This window comes from Glycomyces harbinensis (assembly GCF_900101745.1).
Lineage (GTDB): Bacteria > Actinomycetota > Actinomycetes > Mycobacteriales > Micromonosporaceae > Glycomyces > Glycomyces harbinensis.
The window spans coordinates 98,503-117,651 of record NZ_FNAD01000002.1; the positions used below are offsets into that span (position 1 = coordinate 98,503).

Below are 19,149 nucleotides of genomic sequence, written 5' to 3' on the forward strand. Positions count from 1 at the left end.
CCCTACACAGCAGGGTTCTGGGAGCTGGGTCGCTTCAGTGTGAGGACCTTGGTGACGTGCCCGTCGTCTTCGGGTTTGTCGCGCACGTGCTCGAAGCCGAGCTTGGCCATGACCGCGAGCGAGCCGGTGTTCTGGTCGGCGACGGTGGCACCGACCTCGTCCAACCCGAGGGTCTCGAAGCCGTAGGCGCAGATCGCTGCGGCCAGTTCGGTGCCGAGGCCGCGGCCCCAGGCGTGCTCGGCGAGCATGTAGACGAACTCGTGGCCACCGGTCTCCTCGGACGGTTTGATCTCGCCATGGCCCACATAAGCGCCGTTCTCACGCACCGCCCACACGTCGAAGGCCCCGGTGGCGTAGACCTTGGTGAAGACGCGGCCGAACAGCGCCCGGTTCGCCTCCTCGGGTTCGGGGCCGTCGCCGACCCACCGTGCGACGCGCGGATCGCTGAAGAGCGCGACGAAGTCCTCCTCGTCTGCTTTCACGTACGGTTCGAGGACGAGGCGGTTGGTGAGCAGGGTCGGCGTCATGGCCGGAATGCTGCCACGGCGGCGGACCGGCCGCAACGCATTAGCCGGCCGGTGTGAACGTCACCAGGACGAGGTACTGGTTCGTGCCGGTCTCGGGCGTCGATCGCCGTCACCAGCCGCCGCAGGCGTGCCAACCTGGGGTTTCGAGTTGTAATAAGCGAGGGCAAGGTCCACTGGCTGAAACGGTCCGCAGCGGAGTTCCGCTGCGGGCCGTTTTTTGGACCCGGGTCGGGGTCTGACTGGGGCTCGTGTTGCGGGATATCGTGGCCGCATGTCGCTGGTGGGTAGAGACGACGAGCGAAGGCGGATCGAACGGCTGCTGGCGGACGCGCGTGCCGAGCGCAGTGGTGCGCTGGTCGTGCGGGGTGAGGCCGGCGTGGGGAAGTCGGTGCTGCTCGACCGTGCGGTGTCGGTGGCGAAATCCGAGGGTTTCCAGGTGCTCCGCGGGATCGGGGTCGAATCCGACTCCAACCTGGCGTACGGAGGCCTGCATCAGCTGCTGTTTCCGCATCTGGACCGGTTGGAGGCGCTGCCGGGGCCGCAGTCCGCGGCGCTGCGCGGCGCCTTCGGACTGGCCGAGAGCGGTGAGGCGAGTCGGTTCATGATCGCCGCCGGCACCTTGGCGCTGCTCGCGGACATGGCCGAGGAGGCCCCGCTGCTGTGCGTCGTCGACGATCTGCAGTGGTTCGACCAGGGCTCGGCGGAGGCGCTGCTCTTCGCGGCTCGCCGCTTCGACGCCGACCCGGTCGCGATGCTGTTCGCGGTGCGCGAGACGTCGATGCCGTTCGAGGCTCCGGGCATCGAGGCGATGCCGCTGTCCGGCCTCTCGGCGAGCGACGCCGCCCGGCTGCTCGACGGTCATGCGCCGGATCTGGCCGACCCCTTGCGGGCCCGCGTCCTCGAGGAGTCCGCCGGCAACCCGCTCGCGCTCATCGAGCTCGGATCGATCCGGCGCGGGGCCGATGACGTCGACATGTCCGACCTGGCCGGAACGGTCGGCACGTTGCCGGTTCCCGTCCGCGTCCAAGAACTGTTCCGCCGCCAGATCGCGGAACTTCCCGACGCGACGAGGCGAGCGCTCCTGGTCGCCGCGGCGGACTCCACCGCTCCACTGGAGATCGTCCTGCGCGTGGTCGAGGCCCTCGGCGGCGGCGCCGCCGACCTGGGGCCCGCGGAGCGCGCCACCCTGGTCCGGGTCGAGGCCCGCGTCGCGTTCCGGCACCCGCTGGTGCGCGCGGCCGCCTATCGGGGCGAGCCGCTGCACCGACGCGTCGAAGCGCACCGGGCGTATGCCGACGCGCTGATGGACGACGCGGACGCCGACCGCCGCGCCTGGCACCTCGCCGCCGCCGCGACCGTTCCCGACGAGGCGGTGGCGGTCGAACTCGAAGGCGCCGCCGAGCGCGCCCGGCACCGCGGCGGCGCGATGGCGGTGTCCGTCGCCTACGAGCGCGCCGGTCGACTCAGCGTGGACCCCCGGCTGAAGGCCCGGCGGATCGCCAGGGCCGCCCAGGCCGCGTTCGACGCGGGCAAACCCGACCGGGCCGCCCGGCTCGCGGCCGAGGCCCTTTCGCTGACCGCCGACCCCGGCATCCGCGCCGAGGCCATCTACGCCCAGGGCGCCGTGGCCTACGAGCGCGCCTCGCCGCGGACCGATGCGGAACTGACGATCGAAGCCGCCGCCCTGGTGCGCGACACCGACCCCGAGCACGCCGCGCTCACGCTCTACGAAGCCGTGCACGCCGCCCGGCACGGCGCGGCCCACGACCTCCTGAGCCGCGCCGCAGACCTGCTGCGCGAGTGCACCCCGCCCCGGCGCTGGGCGATCGCGGTCGCCGCGCTGCTGGGGTGGGACGAGCTGTTCTCCGGACGCCCGGAGCCGGCAGTCGGCCCGACGCGCGAGCTCCTGGCCGCCGCACGCGGTGACGACTTCGAGCTGACGCACCGGATGACCGCAGCCGTCGGCGGGCTCCTGATCGGCGCCGACGACGACGTCATCGCCGTGACCGAGGCCATGCTCGCCCAGGTGCGGGCGACCGGGGCGCTGGGCTGGGTCCCCTACATCCTCAACGTGCTCGCGGTGGCGCGGCTGCTCCGCGGCGAGTTCGCGGACGCCCGCGCGAACGTCGCGGAAGGCGCGGCCATAGGCGCGGAGTTCGGCAACTCGACCGAGCAGCTCGCCCACCGGTCGGTGGAGGTGTGGCTCCACGCCGTGTCGGGTGAGGAGTCCCGCTGCCGAGATCTGGCCGCCGCAGTGCTTCCCGACGCCCGGAGCCGGCACCTGGTGAACGCGGAGATCGCGGCCTGGGGCCTGGCGATGCTCGACCTCTCCGCCAGGCGGTTCGAGACGGCGCTCGAGGGACTCGAGCGGGTCTGCCGCGGCCCCGCCCGCCGCGACGTGCCGATGCGGGCGGTGCCCGACCTGGTGGAGGCGGCCGTGCGCAGCGGCGCGCCGGACCGGGCGCGCGAAGCGCTGGCGGAGTTCGCGCATTGGGCCGGGCAGGTCGACCGGCCGGTCACCACCGGGCTCGCGCTGCGCTGCCGCGCGCTCTTGGCGGACGACGACGAGGCCGAGGCGCTCTACGTCGAGGGCCTGCGCCTTCACGAGCGGTACGGCGGCCCGTACGACCACGCCCGCACCCGGCTGGTCTTCGGCGAATGGCTGCGCCGCCAGCGCAGGCGGACCGAGGCCCGGGCGCACCTCGAGGCGGCGGTCGCCGGATTCGAACGCGTCGGTGCGACCCTGTGGGCCGAACGCGCCCGCGGCGAGCTCGCCGCCTTCGGCGGCGCCAGGACCGAGCATCGCGGCACCGGCACCCTCGCCCTGCTCACGCCGCAGGAGTTGCAGGTGGTGCACCTGGCCGCGGCCGGGCGCACCAACAAGCAGATCGCCGCGCAGCTCTATCTCAGTCCGCGCACGGTCGGCCACCACCTCTACAAGGCCTACCCGAAGCTCGGCGTCACCGCCCGCAGCGAGCTGGCCGACCTCGTCGCCGAGGCCTGACCCTCCTCGCCCGGTGCCGGTAGTCCGCGCCCGAAGCCGGTCACGATGACTGATGCGCCGCCGGGCGTCTCCTCCGTAACGTCTGAGACTGCCCTCGGGCCGACCGAGAGGCACGTCAGCGATCAAGGAGCACGTGATGACCCAGTACTTCCTCAGCCTTCCGCACGACTCCGAAGAGGAGCCGACGATGGAGAGCATGGACCCCGCCGAGCTGCAGGAGATCATGGCGCAGGTGGAGGCCTTCAACACGGCGCTCCAGGAGACCGGCGCCTTCCGGTTCGCGGGCGGACTGCAGCCGCCGTCGACCGCGACCACCGTGGACGCCTCGGGCGACGGTCCGGAGTTCACGCCCGGTCCCTTCACGGAGGCCAAGGAGTACCTCGGCGGCTTCTGGGTGATCGAGGCCGACAACGACGACGACGCGATCACCTGGGCCAAGCAGGCCTCCCGGGCGCTGCAGAGCCGCGTCGAGGTGCGCGCCCTCCAAGAGGCGCCCCCCGCGTAAGTGCCCGCCAAAGGGACGAAACCCCTCGGCAGGCAGGGCAGGTTCGCCACTCCCCTGTCGGCCGAGGGGTTTCGTCTGCCTCCCGGGAGGGCCGGGCTACTCCTCCGCGGTGTAGACGCTGAACGCGAGCACGCGGACCGATGAGGACTCGTGGGCGCGCAGGCGCCGCAGCAGGTCCCGCCAGGGCTCGTCCCATTCGCTCTCGCTCGCGGCGCTGTCGATGACCGAGGCGGCGACGATCGCGCCGTGCGTGTCGCCCGAGTCGACCAGGGCCGTCACGAACGGCAGCGCGTCGGGCACGGTGTCGTAGAGGATCCGCTCGTCGATCGCCTCACCGATCAGCCTGGCCTCCAGCGGATCCTGGAGGCGGCCGAGCAGCGCCCGGATCTCCTCGCTCCCGGCGTCCCAGGCGATCGTGCGCGCCAGCAGCCGAGTGCCGAGGTCGGATGGAAGCCGCTCCGCCACCGCGGCGATCACGCCGGGCGGCACGGTCAGGTACTGGTACAGCGGGGCCAGGCCGCCCAGGATCCGCTCGAAGCGCTGGCGCACCGGCAGGTCGCGGTCCTCGTCGGCGTTCGGTTCGTCGGGCGCTTCGCTGAGGAGGTCGGCGGCGCGCAGCAGCGGCCCGGGTTCGCCGCCGGCGGCGGCGATCGAGCAGAGGGCGTTCACCGCGGCGGCCCAGAGGTCGGTCGCGTCGAGGTCGGTCGCGAGCGCCACCAGCGCGTCGGCCGCTTCGGGCGCGTGGCCGGCCCAGCGGGCCAGGCCGTTCGCTCCGGCGACCTGGAGCCGGTCGTCGTCGTGGCCCGCGGCCGCGACGAGCAGTTCGACGTAGCGGTTCCGGAATCCGGCGGGGACCTGCTCGGGGGCGAGCCCGAGGACCGCGACCCGGACGTCGGGGCCGAAGCGGTCGACGTCCTCGACCACCGACTGGGCCCACGGTTCGCCGAGGCGTTCGACCGCGGAGGCCGCGACGGCCTCGCGGACGCTCTCGTGCAGGGCCGCTTCGTGCCACAGTCCGGTGAGGAGTTCCCCGGCCCCGGGGACGCGGAACCGGGCGAGGACGCGGACGGCCTGCTTGCGGGCGGTGACCTTGGGCGAGTCGAGGAGCGGCGCGACGTCGGCGGCGAGGGCGCCGGGACGGGAGCGCTGCGCGAGGCGGTCCATGGCCGCGGCGGCGAACGCCGCGTCCGGTGAGGCCAGGAGGGACGGCAGTGCCGCCCACGCGTCCTCGACGGGCGAGACCCGGTGCAGGTCGCTCACCGCGGCAGCGCGGACGGCCGGGTCGTCGCCGTCGAGGAGCGGCGCGAGGTCGGCCATGGCGAGACCGGGGACGCGTGCGAGGGCATGGGCCGCGGCCAGCCGCATGCTCGGCGTGCGGCGGGTATCGGTGGCGTTGGCGTGCAGCGTTTTCCGGTAGGCGGCGCGGACCGCGGGCGGCCACTGGTCGAGGATCGACTCGCTCAGGTGGCCGGCGACCTCGCGGAGGACCGCGGTCGGGGCGTCCTCGCGGATCGTCGCGAACCAGGCGGGCAGGAGGTCGCACCGGTGCGCGGCGAGGGGCCGGAACCATTCGGAGCGGCCGGGAAAGGCCTCGGCGAGTTCGGCGATGCGGGCATGCGCGCCGTTCCCGATGCGCAGCAGGCATTGAGCGGCGTCGTGGCGGGCGCCGGTGTTCTTCGAGTCGAGGGCGCGGCGCAGGACCGGTTCGAGCGCGGGCACCTGCCCGAGGCGGCGGCCGAGCACGGAGGCGAGCGTGATCGCGGCGGTGTACTCGTTCGCGGCGGCCCGCACGGCGAGGTCGGGCGCGGCCTGCTGCGCGAGGTCGGCGACGAACCGGTGCGGAAGGCTCCTGAAGGCGGCGGCGAGTTCCCAGGTGGCCGATTCGGCGAGGAGGCGGGTGAGCAGGCGGCGGCCGGTCTCGGTCGGCTCGGAGCGGCCCCGTGCGGTCCGGACGAGGCGGGCGGCGAGGGTCGTCAGGCGGCTCGCGGTGCCGGAGGACCGCGCGGGCGAGGCCAGGAAACCGGCTGCGAGCGTTTCGAGTTCGGCGAGGTTCGCGGCGGTCCAGTCGCGCGGGCGGACGGCGAGGAGGCCGGTGAGGATCGCGTCGTGGACGGGGTCCTGGTCCTTGGCGGCGCGGCCGAGGCGTCCGAGGAGGTCCGTGAGCGCGCCGTCCCCGCTGAGGCCCGCGGCGCGGACGAGGCCCAGGTAGGAGCGGGCGCGTTCGTGGACGTCGGAGCGGCGGGTCCCGGCGGTGAGGTCGTCGCGGACCTCGTCGTAGGGCAAGTGGGACCGCGCGCGTTCACGGCTGCCGGGGTCGCCGGCGACGCGGCGGTCGGCGAGGAGCCGGCGGGCGGTCTCGGTGCGGGCGTCGGCCGGGAGGTCCGCGAGCACGGCGGCCTCGTCGACGGCGACTCCGGTCTGGCGGACGGCGTCGAGCACTTCGGTCCGGCGCGACGGGGCGACGTGCCCGAGCACGCTCGGGAGGTCGGCGCCGCCGCGTCCGACGAGGAGGGCGATGCGGGACGAGGGCTCGGCCGCGAGTCGCCGCAGGACCGCTCGGCGGCGCATGGCCGAGGCGAGGAGGAGGCTGCGCCGGGGGTCGAGGAGGTAGGCCCAGGTGCGCTCGGAGTCGGCGGCGAGGAGCGCGGGCAGTGCCGCTCGGACGGCCTGGTCGGTCGCCTCGGATGGGTGGCGTTCGAGCAGGTCGAGCCAGGCCAGCGGCGCGCGTTCGAGGGCCGCGGTGAGCCCGCTCGCGTGGCCGCGCCACCAGTTCGCGTACTGCTCGGGCGAGCGGGCGGCGAGCGCCGCGGTCGCGTACTCGGTGAGGACCGCGAGGCGGTGCTTGGCGAACGGGGACCAGGAGAGGACGTGCGGGGCGAGCTCGTCGAGGTGCGCGGCGACGACCGCGTCCGAGCAGGCCGGGAGGAGCCTGGCGGCCTCGGCGGGCCCGTCGTGCCTGGCGACCGCCGGGAGGAGCCGGTCGGCGAGCGATTCGTCGCGGTGCTTGCGCAGCGCCCGGTAGGCGGCGAGGCGGGCGGTCCGGGACTGGGCCGGGATCGAGGCCTCCACCGCCGCGGCCATGCCCGCGTGCTCGACCGCGGCGGTCAGAGCGGCCGCGGCGGTCTCGGCGTCGGGGTGGTCGAGGAGGGCCCGCAGGTGGTCGGTGCGGCCGGCGAAGGACGCGAGCTGGAGGGAGAGCCGGGAGCCGAAGACGCCGTGGCGGGCGAGGTCGGTCAGGAGCACTGGGAAGCGGTCGTGGTCGCGGCAGTCCCGGGCGGTGCGGTACAGCGCGCGCGTCCGGTCGTGGAAGGACCGGTGGTCGGCCGCCGCCAGCAGTTCGGCGGCGGAGGGCGGGGTCGCGGTTCGCATCGGCGCTCCAAAGGGGGATCGGGTACCGGGGCGATCGTGCCACATCGCTTCCCTGAGGACGGTCGACGGCTTCCTCCAGGCGCCCGCGATCCTCCTTGGGGCCTTCGAGAAGCGGTTGCGGGGGCTACAGTCCGGGAGGGAGTCGCGCAGCGCGTCGTCGAGGGACGCCGCGCCTGCATCGCGAATCCCGTTGAGCGACTGCGATATGGAGGGAAGCCGAATGGCTCAGGAAGAGCGAGAGCGCGTCCTCGTCGGCGTCGACGGCTCAGAGGCCTCGATTCGGGCGCTGCGATGGGCGATGCGGTACGCCGAACGGACCGGCGCGGTGATCGAGGCGGTCCACGTCTGGCAGGTGCCGACGACGTACGGCAGCCCGGTGAAGGCGGTGCCGGGCGAGAACTTCGCCGAGACCGGCGAGCGGGCGCTGAACGAGACGGTCGACCACGAGCTCGCGGGCCGGAAGGATCTCGAGGTGCGTCGCATCGCCCAGGGCGGCCACCCGTCGGACGTCATGGTCGAACGTTCGCGCTCGGCGGATCTGCTGGTGGTCGGCAGTCGGGGCCAGGGCGGTCTCAAGGGGGCGCTGCTCGGATCGGTCAGCCTGCGGTGCGTCACCCACGCCGCCTGCCCGGTGGTCGTGATCCGCGCGGAGGACTGAACGGCTCCGGACGCGGGCCGCAGGAGGCCGTTGTGAGGACGGCTCCGGCGGCGAGCGCGATCCGGGCCCGGCCCCTGATCCGTCAGCAGCACCTCGCTCCCGGGTTCTCGTCGCCTCGATCGGTGCGCCGGCGTTCGAAGTCGCGTCGGGGCAGGGGCGGCGCGCCCGGGTGGGCGAGCCGGTGCCGATCCAGGTAGCGGTCGTAGGCGGACTCGCCGGTGAGTTCCCTCAGGTACCACCGGACGAGTCCGTACAGGCGGCGCGGTGTCACGGCCGGTCGTCTTCGGGGTCCTCGGCCGCGGCGACGCGGCCGGCGGGAACCAGCAGCTTCGACTCGACGTACGGCGCCTCGGTCGTCGGCAGCGGTTCGGCGGACCGGGCCGCGCGCCAGCAGATCACCGCCGCGTTGAGGATGATGACGACGACCAGCAGCGCGAAGAACGCGGCCAGGACGCCGTCGACGGTGGAGTTGGTGACCACGGTCCGCATCTGGTCGAGGTCCTTCGCCGGGGCGAGCACCTCGCCCTGGTCCAGGGCGTCGGCGTACCGCTCGCGCTGGGCGAAGAACCCGATCCGCGGGTCGCTGGAGAAGACCTTGTGCCAGCTCGCGGTCAACGTGACCACGGCGACCCAGGCGAGCGGCGCGGCGGTCACCCAGGCCCATTTCAGCCGCCCGCTCTTGACGAGCACGACGGTGGCGACGGTGAGCGCGATCGCGGCGAGCAGCTGGTTGGCGATGCCGAAGAGCGGGAAGAGCTGGTTGATCCCGCCGAGCGGGTCGTTGACACCGGCGTAGAGGAAGTATCCCCACGCGCACACCACGACCGCGCTCGTCGCCCAGATGCCCGGCTTCCAGCCGACCCTGCCGAGCGGCTTCCAGACGTTGCCGAGGGTGTCCTGGAGCATGAATCGGCCCACTCGGGTGCCGGCGTCCACGGTGGTGAGGATGAACAGCGCCTCGAACATGATCGCGAAGTGGTACCAGAACGCCTTGAGCGAGTCGCCGCCGAAGACCGAGGACAGGATCTCGGACATGCCCACGGCCAGTGTCGGCGCGCCGCCGGTGCGGGCGACCAGGGACTCCTCCCCGACCGCGTCGGCGGCCGCCTGCAGGTCCTGCGGGCTGATGGTGAACCCCAGGTTCGCCACGGCCGTGGACGCGGACTCCACGGTGGTGCCGAGCACGCCGGCCGGAGCGTTCATGGCGTAGTAGAGGCCCGGGTCGAGGATGCACGCGGCGATCAGGGCCATCACGGCGACGAACGACTCCATCAGCATGGCGCCGTAGCCGATGAGCCGGACCTGCGACTCCTTCTGGATCATCTTGGGCGTGGTGCCGGAGGCGATGAGGGCGTGGAACCCGGACAGCGCGCCGCAGGCGATGGTGATGAACACGAACGGGAAGAGCGTGCCCGAGAAGACCGGGCCGGCGCCGCTGGAGGCGAAGTCGGTGACGGCCTCGGCCTGGAGGGTCGGGGCGACGATCAGCACTCCGACGGCGAGCAGGCCGATGGTGCCGATCTTCATGAACGTGGACAGGTAGTCGCGGGGCGCGAGCAGCATCCACACCGGCAGCACCGCGGCGACGAAGCCGTAGATCACGAGGCAGAAGACCAGCGTCTGCGGGCTGAGCGTGAACGCGTCGGCCCAGGACGACGCCTGGACCCAGCCGCCGGCCACGATCGCGAGCAGCAGCAGCGCGACGCCGATGAGGCTGGTCTCGATCACCCTGCCGGGCCTGAGCGTGCGCAGGTAGAAGCCCATGAGCAGCGCGATGGGGATGGTCATGGCGATCGAGAAGGTGCCCCACGGCGACTCGGCGAGGGCGTTGACGACGACGAGCGCGAGCACCGCGAGGATGATGATCATGATGGAGAAGACGCCGACCAGCGCGGCGACGCCGCCGATCGGGCCGATCTCGTCGCGTGCCAGCTGGCCGAGGCTTCTCCCGTTGCGGCGCATGGAGATGAAGAGGACGACCATGTCCTGGACGGCACCGGCGAAGATGACGCCGATGATGATCCACATGGTGCCGGGCAGGTAGCCCATCTGCGCGGCCAGCACCGGCCCGACCAGCGGGCCGGCGCCCGCGATGGCGGCGAAGTGGTGGCCGAGCAGGACGCGGCGGTCGGTGGGCTGGAAGTCCACGCCGTCCTCGAGCCGTTCGGCGGGCGTGGCGCGGGTGTCGTCGACCCGCAGGACCTTGGTGGCGATGAAGCGGGCGTAGAAGCGGTAGCCGATGGCGTACGAGCCGAGGGCCGCGACGACCAGCCAGAACGCGGAGATCTCTTCGCCTCGGACCAGGGCGATCATGCCCCAGGCGGTCGCGCCGGCGATGGCGACGGCCGTCCAGACGAGTATGGATCTCCAGGTGGGCTTCGCTCTGGTGCTGTCGGGGATGGTCATGTCGTCCTCCGAGTCTTCGGCCGCTGGGACCGGGGGGTTTTCAGGGCGTCGGCATCGCGCGGGCGGGTCACCCGCTGTCCACAAGCAGGTAAATGTATTGATGTCTGATTCGGTGCTGGGGTCCTACGTTTCGTCGGGAGTCGCTGACTTCGGTCTTGGTTTACCAGTATTTCGCACGAATTTCCAGTGTTGACCGCATAAGAGGTCGTCGATCGTCCACTGAATCCCGGTCGCCCCGAACGGGATCGGGCGGAGGACGACGGCGCGGCCTACGGGCGCGGCGCCATGGTGGGGTCTCAGTATGCTGACGGCGACTCCTATATCTGGACAGGAAGACCGAATGCCCGCGAATGCCCTGCTCGCCATCGACTTCGGGACCTCCAACACCGTCGCCGTCCTGCGCCAGCCCGGGTCCGCCGACCGTCCGCTGCTGTTCGGCGGATCGCCGGTCATGCCCTCGGCGGTGTACCTCGACGACGACGGGCGGTTCCACACCGGGCGGGAGGCCGTCCGGATGGCCCAGCTCGACCCGGCCTCGTTCGAACCCCACCCCAAGCAGCACGTCGGCGAGGACCTCGTCCTGCTCGGGCACCGGGAGCTTCCGGCGGTCGACTTGGTGGCGGCGGTCCTCGCCCGGGTGCGGCAGGCGGCCGTGGAAGTCGTCGGCGAAGCGCCCCCGGCGGTCCTGACCCATCCGGCCCAATGGGGACCGCACCGCATCGCGGTCCTGGAGCGGGCCGCCGCCGCGGCCGGCCTGGACGTCGCCCGCCTCGTCGCCGAGCCCGTCGCCGCCGCGTACCGGTTCAGCCAGGTCGAAGCGGTCGCCGCCACGACGGGCCCGATCGGCGTCTTCGACCTCGGGGGCGGCACCTTCGACATCGCGGTGCTGCGCCGCGACCGGTCCGGCCGGTTCGCCGTCGCCGCCCAGGGCGGCCAGACCGCTCTCGGCGGCGTGGACCTCGACCAGGCGATCGTCGCCCACCTCGGCGCCCTCATCGAACAGCGGCATCCCGAGCTGTGGCAGCGGATCAGCCGGCCCGAGACCGCCGCCGACCGCCGCGCCCACCGCCAGTTCCGTGACGACGTCCGCGAGGCCAAGGAGATGCTGTCGCAGTCGCCGATGGCCCCGATCGCGCTCCCCGGCCTCGACACCGCGCTGCACCTGACCAGGGATGAAGTCGACCAACTGGCCGCCCCGCTCGTCGAGGCGGCCGTGGCGCTGACAGGGCGCGTCATCGGCGAGGCCGGATGCGCGCCGTCCGACCTGGCCGGCCTGTTCCTCGTCGGCGGCGCGAGCCGCATGCCGTTGGTGGGACGGGTGCTCCACCAGCGGCTCCAGGTGCCTCCGACCGTGCTCGAACAGCCCGAGCTGGCGGTCGCCCAGGGCGCGCTCGACGCGGCCGAACAGCCGGACGAACCGGAACCCGAGCCTGAGCCGTACGCGCCCGCCGCACCGCAGCCTCCGGGCGACCCGAATCCGGCATGGCCGCCGCCTTCCGGCCCGGCGCCCGACTTCGGCGGCATCCCGGAGATGACGCCGGTGCTGCCGCCTCCGGCTCCTCGGCGGCCCACGCGGGCGTCGGCGTTCGCCGCCGGCCTCGGCGCGTTCCTGGTCCTGGCCGACTTCGCAACCATGGCCGTGGCCATGCCCTGGATGGGGGCCGAACTGGCCAGCGGATTCGCCATCGAGCTGTGGGCGGTGGTCGGCGGCTACGCACTCGCCCTTGCGGGGCTGCTGCCGGCGGCCGGGTTCCTGGCCGATCGGTGGGGCCTGAAACGGACCTACCTGGTCGGCCTGACCGGGTACGCCGCCGCCACGCTCGTCTGCCTGCTGGCCGCCGGCCTCGACGGCATCATCGTCGGATCCATAGGCAAAGGAGCGGCTGCGGCGGCGGTACTGGCGCCTGCGGTGGCACTGCTGAACCGCACCGGGAGCGGCAGGGGCCGGGCGTCGGTCTTCGGCGTCTGGGGCGCGATAGGCGGTGCCGCGGCCGCTTTCGGAGGCCTCCTCGGCGGCTTGCCCCAGCTCACGGGTTGGCGGACGATCTTCCTGGTCGAAGTCCTGGTCGCCATCGCGGCGATCGTGTTGAGCGCCGCCGTCGTGGCCGAATCGCGGCATACCCCGGACGGCCGCGTCGACGTGCGGCTGCTGGTCCGTCCCGGACTCGCCGGTCCCTCGCTGGCCTCACTGCTGATGTCGGCCGCGGCTTTCACCCCTCTCGTCTACCTGTCGGTGTGGATCTACACCGCGCAGTGGGGTGCGTTCACCGCGACCGCGACGCTGCTGCCGCTCGTGGCGGCCGCCCTGGTCACCGCGACGGCACTGACAAGGGTGTTTCGCAGGATCGCTCCCTGGATCGGCATCGGACTCGGGCTGGCGCTCGTCGGCGCGGGCGCGCTCGCGCAGTCCGGCATGGACGCGCACCACTCATGGCGGTCCCACGTCTTCGGCCTTGTCGTGACCGGGATCGGCGTCGGCCTGTGCGTTCCATCGGTCAACGCCGCCGTCACGGCGGGCGTCCCCGACGAACGCCGCATCATGGCCGCAAGGGCCCTCCACGTGTCCGTCCAGGCGGGACTGGCGCTGGGCAGCGCCGTTCTAGGCGCCGTCTTCACCCTGAACCTCACCGGTCCGGGGACCTACGCGAGCGCTTTGAACACCGCCTTGCTCACGGCCGGATGGATCGCCTTGATCGGCGCGGTTCCCGCGGCCTTCCTCGTCTCGCGGTCCCGCAGGCCCGCGGCGAAGCAGGACGAACCGTCCCCGGTCGCGAGCTGAGGGGGCTTCACTCGGCGCCGCAGCGTTCGCGCAGGGTCGGGACGCCGTCTCCTTCGAGGTCGTCGCAGCACGCCCCGCGGCCGGTCATCGCCATGATCAGGGCCAGGGTCGGGCCGGTGATCGACGGGCCCTCGCCCGCGGCGAACGGCCCGTCGTCGGCGGCGAGGCGCAGGTCGGCCACGCGCCCCTTCGCGAGGACGACGAGGTCCGAACCGCGGAAGTACTCGGCGACGACCGTGAGGGCCTCGACGGGGCCATCGCGGTGCAGGCCCAGCGGGCGGCGGATGTCCTCGCCGTGGACGACCGCCTCGCCGAGCATCGCGGCGAGCGGGACCATCCTGGTCGTGCTCGCGACGGCCTGCTCGAATCCGTGCAGGGTCTCGGCGGGCGAGGCCCCGAGCCGCTCGCGCAGGCGCATCGCCACCTGCTTGTCGAAGTCGAAGCGGCACTTGATGACCCCGGCCATCCAGCGGGGCCAGGTGAGGCTGGCGCCGGCGGTCAGGTGCGCCAGGACCTCGCGGACCGACAGGCCTTCGCACAGCGACGGCGTCGCCCACCGCTCGTCGGTCAGGCCGGCGAGATCGGCCGCCAGCGCGGCGCGTTCGGCGTGGATCATCGACCACATCCGAGGCGTGCTGATGCCACCCACGGGCAACTCCCCTCGCTCGCGCGCTCGTCGGCTGCCCCGTCCGAGCGCTGCCGGAAGACTAGCCGCAGGGGCCGACAGGGCCGGTGCCGAGCCGCACCGGCTCGGGGGTGCGGACACGAAGCGAGCGGCCATCGGATCGATGGCCGCTCACTCTCGTCGTGCGCCGCGGGCCGGCTCTCGCCGTTCCGCCGAGGACGTTCCGGTCGGTCATGCGCGCCCCGCTAGGAGGCGGTCGGGGCGCCGACCTTGACCGCTACGGGCGGGTCGATCACCGTTTCGAGACTTCGGCTTTCGCGCCACCAGCGCATCAGGTTGCGGATGTAGATGATCTGTAGTCCGATGACGAGCGGGGCCAGGCCCCACACGTCCCAGACCACGATGAACGCTATCCAGGGGATGCCGCCCAGGACGCCGAGCAGCCATCCGAAGTTGTTCTTGTTTCCCGCGAGCCAGTAGGCGATGAGCTGGTTCGCGCTGAGCAGGATTGCGACGGCCTGTCGAACGAAGTCGCCGTCGAAGCTGAGTTCCACGTCTAGACCTCCTCGGTCCAGGTGGTGCCACCGGCGGGTGCCGGGGTGTGGGAGGGCGCCGGCGTGCCGGCGAAGGTCCGGTCGGCGATGCCGGCGGAGAAGATGGGATCGGCCGGTCGGATGACCGGCGGGTGCGGGAGATTCATGGTGGGGACCATGATCAGATCCTAAAGACAATTCGTCCGCGTGAGTGTCGCCTTACTCACTAAGGGTGAAGTCGGATCATGGACGAAACCCGGTGTCCGCAATTCGGGCATTGGAAACACTGGTCGCACGGAATGTTCTGATCCCCATCCGCAACCGTCTTCGACGGCGTCGCGCCTTCAGATCGGCGCACGCAACGCGCACCAGAGTAATGCTTCCGGGGGTCAAAAGCGAGAGCGGATCCGCATAGAAAATCAGCGCGCATCCGGGACCGGCCGGGTCCGGCAGTCCATAACGAGCATTCGGCGCATACCTGCCGCAAACCGCCGTTACGCAGCCGTGATACTCCCCGGTCGAGGCGACTCCGCACGCCTGTTCGGGTAAATTTGGACGGCTGGCCCACCCGTTCCACCCTCGCCCCGAGGAGTCCCGATCGCCCCATCAGACCGCCACCACCGGTTCCGCGTCGACCGCATCAGCGACCACGCCTACGGATTCCGGCTGGAGGCACCGCCGAACCCCGCGTCGCTCAACGCGTCGCTCCTCTCGCTCCAGATCGCCGCCCGCGCCTGCGCCATCCACGACGACGGCGCCGTCGTCACCCTGGTCGTCTCACACCCGCGGCAGCGCCCCGGCATCGCCTTCACCGGGGAGAGCGACTACGACGCGGAGGACTACGGCCGCGACGCCGCCCGCGATCCGGTCATGGTCGAGGCCGCCCGGCACTACCTCGAGCGCCTCGACGTCCCCTGGACCGACGGCCCGGGCCTCGCCGCGGCGCAGCCCCCGCGCCACGACGTCGACCCCGACGGCCAGGCCGCCGCGTACGTCCGCTCGCAGTGGGCCCGCATCGCCTTCCTCGCCCAGCAGCTGATCGACAACGACGGCGTCCTCGTCGACCCGCTCGTCATGCCCCCGTTCCCTTCTCAGGACGCCTGACCGAGGGGCCGGGGCCTCACATCCGCGCGGGCCGCTTCGTCGTAACGGTGAGGGATCGGGATTCCAAACCGAAGGGACGGGCAGCCATGTCCACGCAGCGCGAGAACGACGAGGCCGCGATCCGGGACCGGATCGACCGCATCGTCCAAGGCCTCCGGGCCAAGGACCTCGAGGGCCTGGGGCGCCTGTACGCGGCCGAGGTCGTGTCCTTCGACGTCGAGCCGCCGCTCCAGCACGTCGGGCGGGAGGCGAAGCTGCGGAACTGGGCGAACGTGTTCGCGGCCTTCCAGGACGTCGACTACGAGGTCCGCGACCTGCGGCTCGCAGTGGACGCGAACGTGGCGTTCGGCCACTGCTTCGGCCGGCTCGGCGGGACCCTGCGCGACGGCACGGCGACCGCCGGCATGTGGGTCCGGGCCACGTTCGGGTTCCGGAAGATCGACGGCGACTGGTCGATCGTGCACGACCAGGTCTCGGTGCCGTTCGACATCCGCAGCGGCAAAGGCGTCGCCGACCTCGAGCCCTGACCTGCGCCATGGCGGCCGTCCGGGCGAGGCGGCGTTTCGCGGAGTTCGGCTCGTGCGGGCGCGAATGCGGCGATGATCGAGGGCATGGAGCGGCTGCCGGAGATGCTCGGGCTGCGCGGGACCGCGGGTCTGGCGTGGCTCCGGGTGATCCCGCTGCTGCTGGTGGTCGTGCTGGCGCCGCTGGAGATCCTGGCCACCTCGGTGCACCTGTGGGCGGTCATCGCCGCGATGCCGCCCATGGCGGCGCTGGTCAACGGCCCGAGGACGACCGCGCTCGTCGCGGTCGCGGCGGTCGCCGCGTGCCTGCTGCTGAGCTACACGCGCGCGGGCGACGCGGACCCCACGGCCCACGGGGAGCTGGTCACGGTGATCCTCATCGGCGGCACGAGCGTCCTCATCGCCGTGCTGCGGGACCGGATGCTGGCGCGGCTGCTCAGCGTCAACTCGGTCGCCGAGGCCGCGCAGCGGGCGCTGCTGCCGGACCTGCCCGGACGCATCGCCCAGCTCGAGTGCGCGACGGCCCACCGCCCCTCGACCGCCGACAGCCGCCTGGGCGGCGACTTCTTCGACATGCTCAACACGCCGTGGGGCGTGCGCGCCGTGCTCGGGGACGTCTCGGGCCACGGCCTCGGGGCGGTCGCGACCATGGCCTCGCTGCTGGGGTCCTTCCGGGAGGGCGCACTCGACGACGTGGACCTCAACGCCCTCAGCGTCCGGCTGGAGCGGCGGATGGGGATGTGCAACGAGCGGCGCGGGGGCTGGACCGAGGAGTTCGCGACGGCGCTGCTCATGGTGTTCGACCCGGGCGGGACGGCCGTCGAGGTCCGCAGCTTCGGGCACCATCCGCCGCTGCTGATCCGCGGCCGGGAGGTGGCGGCGATCTGCGTCGCGCCCTCGCCCCCGCTCGGCCTGGTCGGCGAGTTCCAGGTCAAGGCGACGTCGGTGGGACTGGCGCTGCGCCCGGCGGACCTCGTCCTGGCCTATACCGACGGTCTCACCGAGGCGCGCGACCTGGCCGGCGGGATGTACCCCCTCGAGCAGCGGCTGCGCGAACGGCTCTCCGGCGGGGCGCTGTTCGCGCACCCCGCCGAAGTCGTCGATTTCCTCTTCGCCGACCTCAAGTCGCACGGCTTCCGCCTCACCGACGACGCCGCGGTCCTCGCGGTCGGCGTCCTGCCCGAGTGAGACGGGTCAGGACGGCGCGTTGAGCTCGCCCAGCACCACGGCGAGCGACCAGATCACGAAGATGTCGAGCGCGATGATGAGCAGCGCCCACCACGGGTAGTAGGGCAGGAAGAAGAACTGGTTGAGCGCCGAGACGATCGCCAGGCCGATGCCCGCGCCGTACGCCCACGACCGGCCCATGAGGACGAACACGCCTACCAGGGCGACCAGGGCGCCGAGCACCAGGTGGATCCAGCCCCAGCCGGTGGTGTCGATCGCGAACGTGTAGTCGGTGACGGAGACGAACAGGTCGTCCTTGGCGATCGCGGCGATGCCCTCGAAAACCTGGAACAGCCCCACGGTGATCAGGAGGCTGCCCGCGAGCACCGCCCCGGCGGTCGCCCAGGCGAGCCTTCCGTTGTCGGACATGCCAGACCCCTTTCTGCGCGTCGGCCGCCTTCCGGTCACACCGACTCGGGCGGCAGATGCCGTCCTATCGCTTAGGTGTAGACCTTCCGGCGGCGCGCAGGGGTCGAAACTCCGAAACCGCGTCCGGGCGGACGCGGCGGCGGGCTAGCCGGCGACCGTGCGGGCGGCCTGCTGGGCCCGGAGCGCCGCGAACATGGGCTTGCGCGACGGGGACTCCGCCAGGCCGCTGTGGAGGACGGCGGTGATCGCCTGCGACGCCGCGGCGTCGTTGGCGGCGGCCACGCCGGCCGCGACCATGTCGAGGATCTCGTCGGCCGCGGCCCTGACGAGTTCGGGATCGGCGGTCTTGGCCGCGCGCGAGAAGCCGAAGGCGAGGTCGTTGTCGCCGGTGACGCTCCAGGCGGCGCAGGTGTGCAGGCGGCGTCCGTAACCGGTGCCGTCGATCCAGGCGTCGACCACGTACACCATCGTCCGAGCCGACTCGTCCCACAGCAGGTCGCCGTCGAGCAGATCCGACAGGGCGTTGAGTCGCTGCGCCTGCGGGTAGGTGGACTGAACGACGGCGTCGGCGTCGTTCCCCGGGAGATAGCGGTAGTTCATCCTTGAACGGTAGCCCGCCCGGAGGCCGAACCTGCAACGCCCAGCCCCTGGGACCCTCGACACCTGGTCGTCCACGGGTGGGGCGCGGCGCGGCGAGGAACCGTTTACCAGGCCATACGGTCCGATCCGTCGCTCCTTCAGCCTTCCTGACTGAAATGTCGGCGTGCTCACCGTGGCGGCGGGGGCGTCAGTCCGTCGAGGGCTCCCAGGGCACCGGGGCGCTGAAGCTCGCGCCGAGGAGGCGCACGAGGTTCCAGATGTCGTCGTCGGCGCTCTCGCCGTCGTCCAGGAGCAGCCGCGCGGGCGGGAAGGGCCGGCCGGGGCGCAGCTGGGCGAGCTCGATGAGGTGGACGCGGCCGGCCTCGGGGTCGCCCTCGCCGTCCAGGCTCTCGAGTGCGGCGCGGAGCGCGGGCTGGAAGGTGCCCGGCTCCCACAGCCCTTCGATCTCGTCGAGTTCGACGGTCAGGTACGCGCCTGGGGAAGCGGCGACGGCCCGGCGCAGCATCGCGGCGTGCTCCTCCAGCGGGCCTTCGGCGGCGAAGAGCCGGCCGAGGACGGGGACGGCGGCGTCGAGCTGGGCGAGGGCGCGGTCCCTGGGGGCCAGGAGCGCGGTCGCCTCCACGTTCTGGTCCTCGGCTTCTTCAGGGGGCGTTTCGATCTCGACGAAGTCGCCGTCGGGGCCGAACGTGTAGTAGGTGGCGTCGGGGTCGGCTTCGACCGTGATGGTCTGGGTGAGGAGGTCGGCCGGGCGGAACATCGCGAGCCACAGCAGCGGCACGCAGCGCACGTCGAACGCGACGACGCCCTTCGACGGGTCGAAGCCCTTGTCGGTGGTCGAGGGGTACAGGGACCGCAGATCGGTGGCGCAGAGGTATGAGGAGTTCGGCATGGCCGCAACTTAACCACCGCGGTCCGACAA

Annotated in this window: 17 protein-coding genes; 7 read left to right on the forward strand and 10 right to left on the reverse strand. The window is 72.5% G+C overall.

The window, feature by feature from the left end:
• Positions 1–2 precede the first annotated feature (2 nt).
• Positions 3–527 (reverse strand): GNAT family N-acetyltransferase, encoded by a 525-nt coding sequence (locus tag BLQ63_RS04105; protein ID WP_091028960.1) that lies wholly within the window; start codon positions 525–527, stop codon positions 3–5.
• Positions 528–798: 271 nt separating this feature from the next.
• Here BLQ63_RS04105 and BLQ63_RS04110 point away from each other — a divergent pair, with 271 nt between their 5' ends.
• On the forward strand, positions 799–3,531 hold the full coding sequence (locus BLQ63_RS04110) for a helix-turn-helix transcriptional regulator (protein ID WP_091028962.1): 2,733 nt from the start codon (positions 799–801) through the stop codon (positions 3,529–3,531).
• 136 nt (positions 3,532–3,667) lie between these two features.
• A complete protein-coding gene (locus BLQ63_RS04115) occupies positions 3,668–4,036 on the forward strand; it encodes a YciI family protein (protein WP_091028964.1) in 369 nt (122 codons plus the stop codon).
• A gap of 96 nt (positions 4,037–4,132) precedes the next feature.
• Here BLQ63_RS04115 and BLQ63_RS04120 read toward each other — a convergent pair whose 3' ends face one another.
• Positions 4,133–7,405 carry a hypothetical protein gene (locus BLQ63_RS04120; protein WP_091028966.1) on the reverse strand — a complete coding sequence of 1,091 codons (3,273 nt, stop codon included), beginning with the start codon at positions 7,403–7,405 and terminating at the stop codon, positions 4,133–4,135.
• A 220-nt stretch (positions 7,406–7,625) separates the two neighbouring features.
• On the opposite strand from BLQ63_RS04120, the gene BLQ63_RS04125 reads away from it, so the two are divergent.
• Positions 7,626–8,063 (forward strand): universal stress protein, encoded by a 438-nt coding sequence (locus BLQ63_RS04125; protein ID WP_091028968.1) that lies wholly within the window; start codon positions 7,626–7,628, stop codon positions 8,061–8,063.
• 82 nt (positions 8,064–8,145) lie between these two features.
• On the opposite strand, the gene BLQ63_RS04130 is transcribed toward BLQ63_RS04125, so the two are convergent.
• Entirely contained in the window at positions 8,146–8,334 is a 189-nt protein-coding gene (locus BLQ63_RS04130) for a YbdD/YjiX family protein (protein ID WP_091028970.1), read from the reverse strand.
• The gene (locus BLQ63_RS04135) at positions 8,331–10,469 is read right to left on the reverse strand and encodes a carbon starvation CstA family protein (RefSeq protein ID WP_091028973.1); all 2,139 of its coding nucleotides are present in this window, start codon (positions 10,467–10,469) and stop codon (positions 8,331–8,333) included. Before BLQ63_RS04135 ends, BLQ63_RS04130 begins: the two co-directional genes overlap by 4 nt.
• Before the next feature lie 340 nt (positions 10,470–10,809).
• Between BLQ63_RS04135 and BLQ63_RS04140 the strand changes: the two genes are divergently transcribed.
• Entirely contained in the window at positions 10,810–13,248 is a 2,439-nt protein-coding gene (locus BLQ63_RS04140) for an MFS transporter (protein ID WP_177154786.1), read from the forward strand.
• Positions 13,249–13,255: 7 nt separating this feature from the next.
• Here the strand turns inward: BLQ63_RS04140 and BLQ63_RS04145 are convergent, their stop codons facing one another.
• The 3 genes from BLQ63_RS04145 to BLQ63_RS28245 form a co-directional block, all read right to left on the reverse strand.
• A complete protein-coding gene (locus tag BLQ63_RS04145) occupies positions 13,256–13,873 on the reverse strand; it encodes a maleylpyruvate isomerase family mycothiol-dependent enzyme (protein WP_091028978.1) in 618 nt (205 codons plus the stop codon).
• Between the two features lie 245 nt (positions 13,874–14,118).
• Complete coding sequence (locus BLQ63_RS04150; protein ID WP_091028980.1) at positions 14,119–14,427, reverse strand: hypothetical protein; 309 nt, start codon at positions 14,425–14,427, stop codon at positions 14,119–14,121.
• A 2-nt stretch (positions 14,428–14,429) separates the two neighbouring features.
• Entirely contained in the window at positions 14,430–14,585 is a 156-nt protein-coding gene (locus BLQ63_RS28245; protein ID WP_177154787.1) for a hypothetical protein, read from the reverse strand.
• 691 nt (positions 14,586–15,276) lie between these two features.
• On the opposite strand from BLQ63_RS28245, the gene BLQ63_RS04155 reads away from it, so the two are divergent.
• The 3 genes from BLQ63_RS04155 to BLQ63_RS04165 all read left to right on the forward strand — a co-directional run bounded on the left by BLQ63_RS04155 (position 15,277) and on the right by BLQ63_RS04165 (position 17,222).
• Complete coding sequence (locus BLQ63_RS04155; protein ID WP_091028983.1) at positions 15,277–15,510, forward strand: hypothetical protein; 234 nt, start codon at positions 15,277–15,279, stop codon at positions 15,508–15,510.
• Positions 15,511–15,596: 86 nt separating this feature from the next.
• Positions 15,597–16,037, forward strand: coding sequence for a YybH family protein (locus tag BLQ63_RS04160; protein WP_091028985.1), 441 nt, complete (start codon positions 15,597–15,599; stop codon positions 16,035–16,037).
• Between the two features lie 72 nt (positions 16,038–16,109).
• Positions 16,110–17,222, forward strand: coding sequence for a PP2C family protein-serine/threonine phosphatase (locus BLQ63_RS04165; protein WP_091028987.1), 1,113 nt, complete (start codon positions 16,110–16,112; stop codon positions 17,220–17,222).
• A 6-nt stretch (positions 17,223–17,228) separates the two neighbouring features.
• On the opposite strand, the gene BLQ63_RS04170 is transcribed toward BLQ63_RS04165, so the two are convergent.
• The 3 genes from BLQ63_RS04170 to BLQ63_RS04180 all read right to left on the reverse strand — a co-directional run bounded on the left by BLQ63_RS04170 (position 17,229) and on the right by BLQ63_RS04180 (position 19,119).
• Positions 17,229–17,630 carry a DUF7144 family membrane protein gene (locus BLQ63_RS04170; protein WP_091028989.1) on the reverse strand — a complete coding sequence of 134 codons (402 nt, stop codon included), beginning with the start codon at positions 17,628–17,630 and terminating at the stop codon, positions 17,229–17,231.
• Between the two features lie 144 nt (positions 17,631–17,774).
• A complete protein-coding gene (locus BLQ63_RS04175) occupies positions 17,775–18,230 on the reverse strand; it encodes a hypothetical protein (protein WP_091028992.1) in 456 nt (151 codons plus the stop codon).
• Between the two features lie 187 nt (positions 18,231–18,417).
• Positions 18,418–19,119: a hypothetical protein gene (locus BLQ63_RS04180; RefSeq protein ID WP_091028994.1), complete on the reverse strand. Its 702-nt coding sequence runs from the start codon at positions 19,117–19,119 to the stop codon at positions 18,418–18,420.
• Positions 19,120–19,149 lie beyond the last annotated feature (30 nt).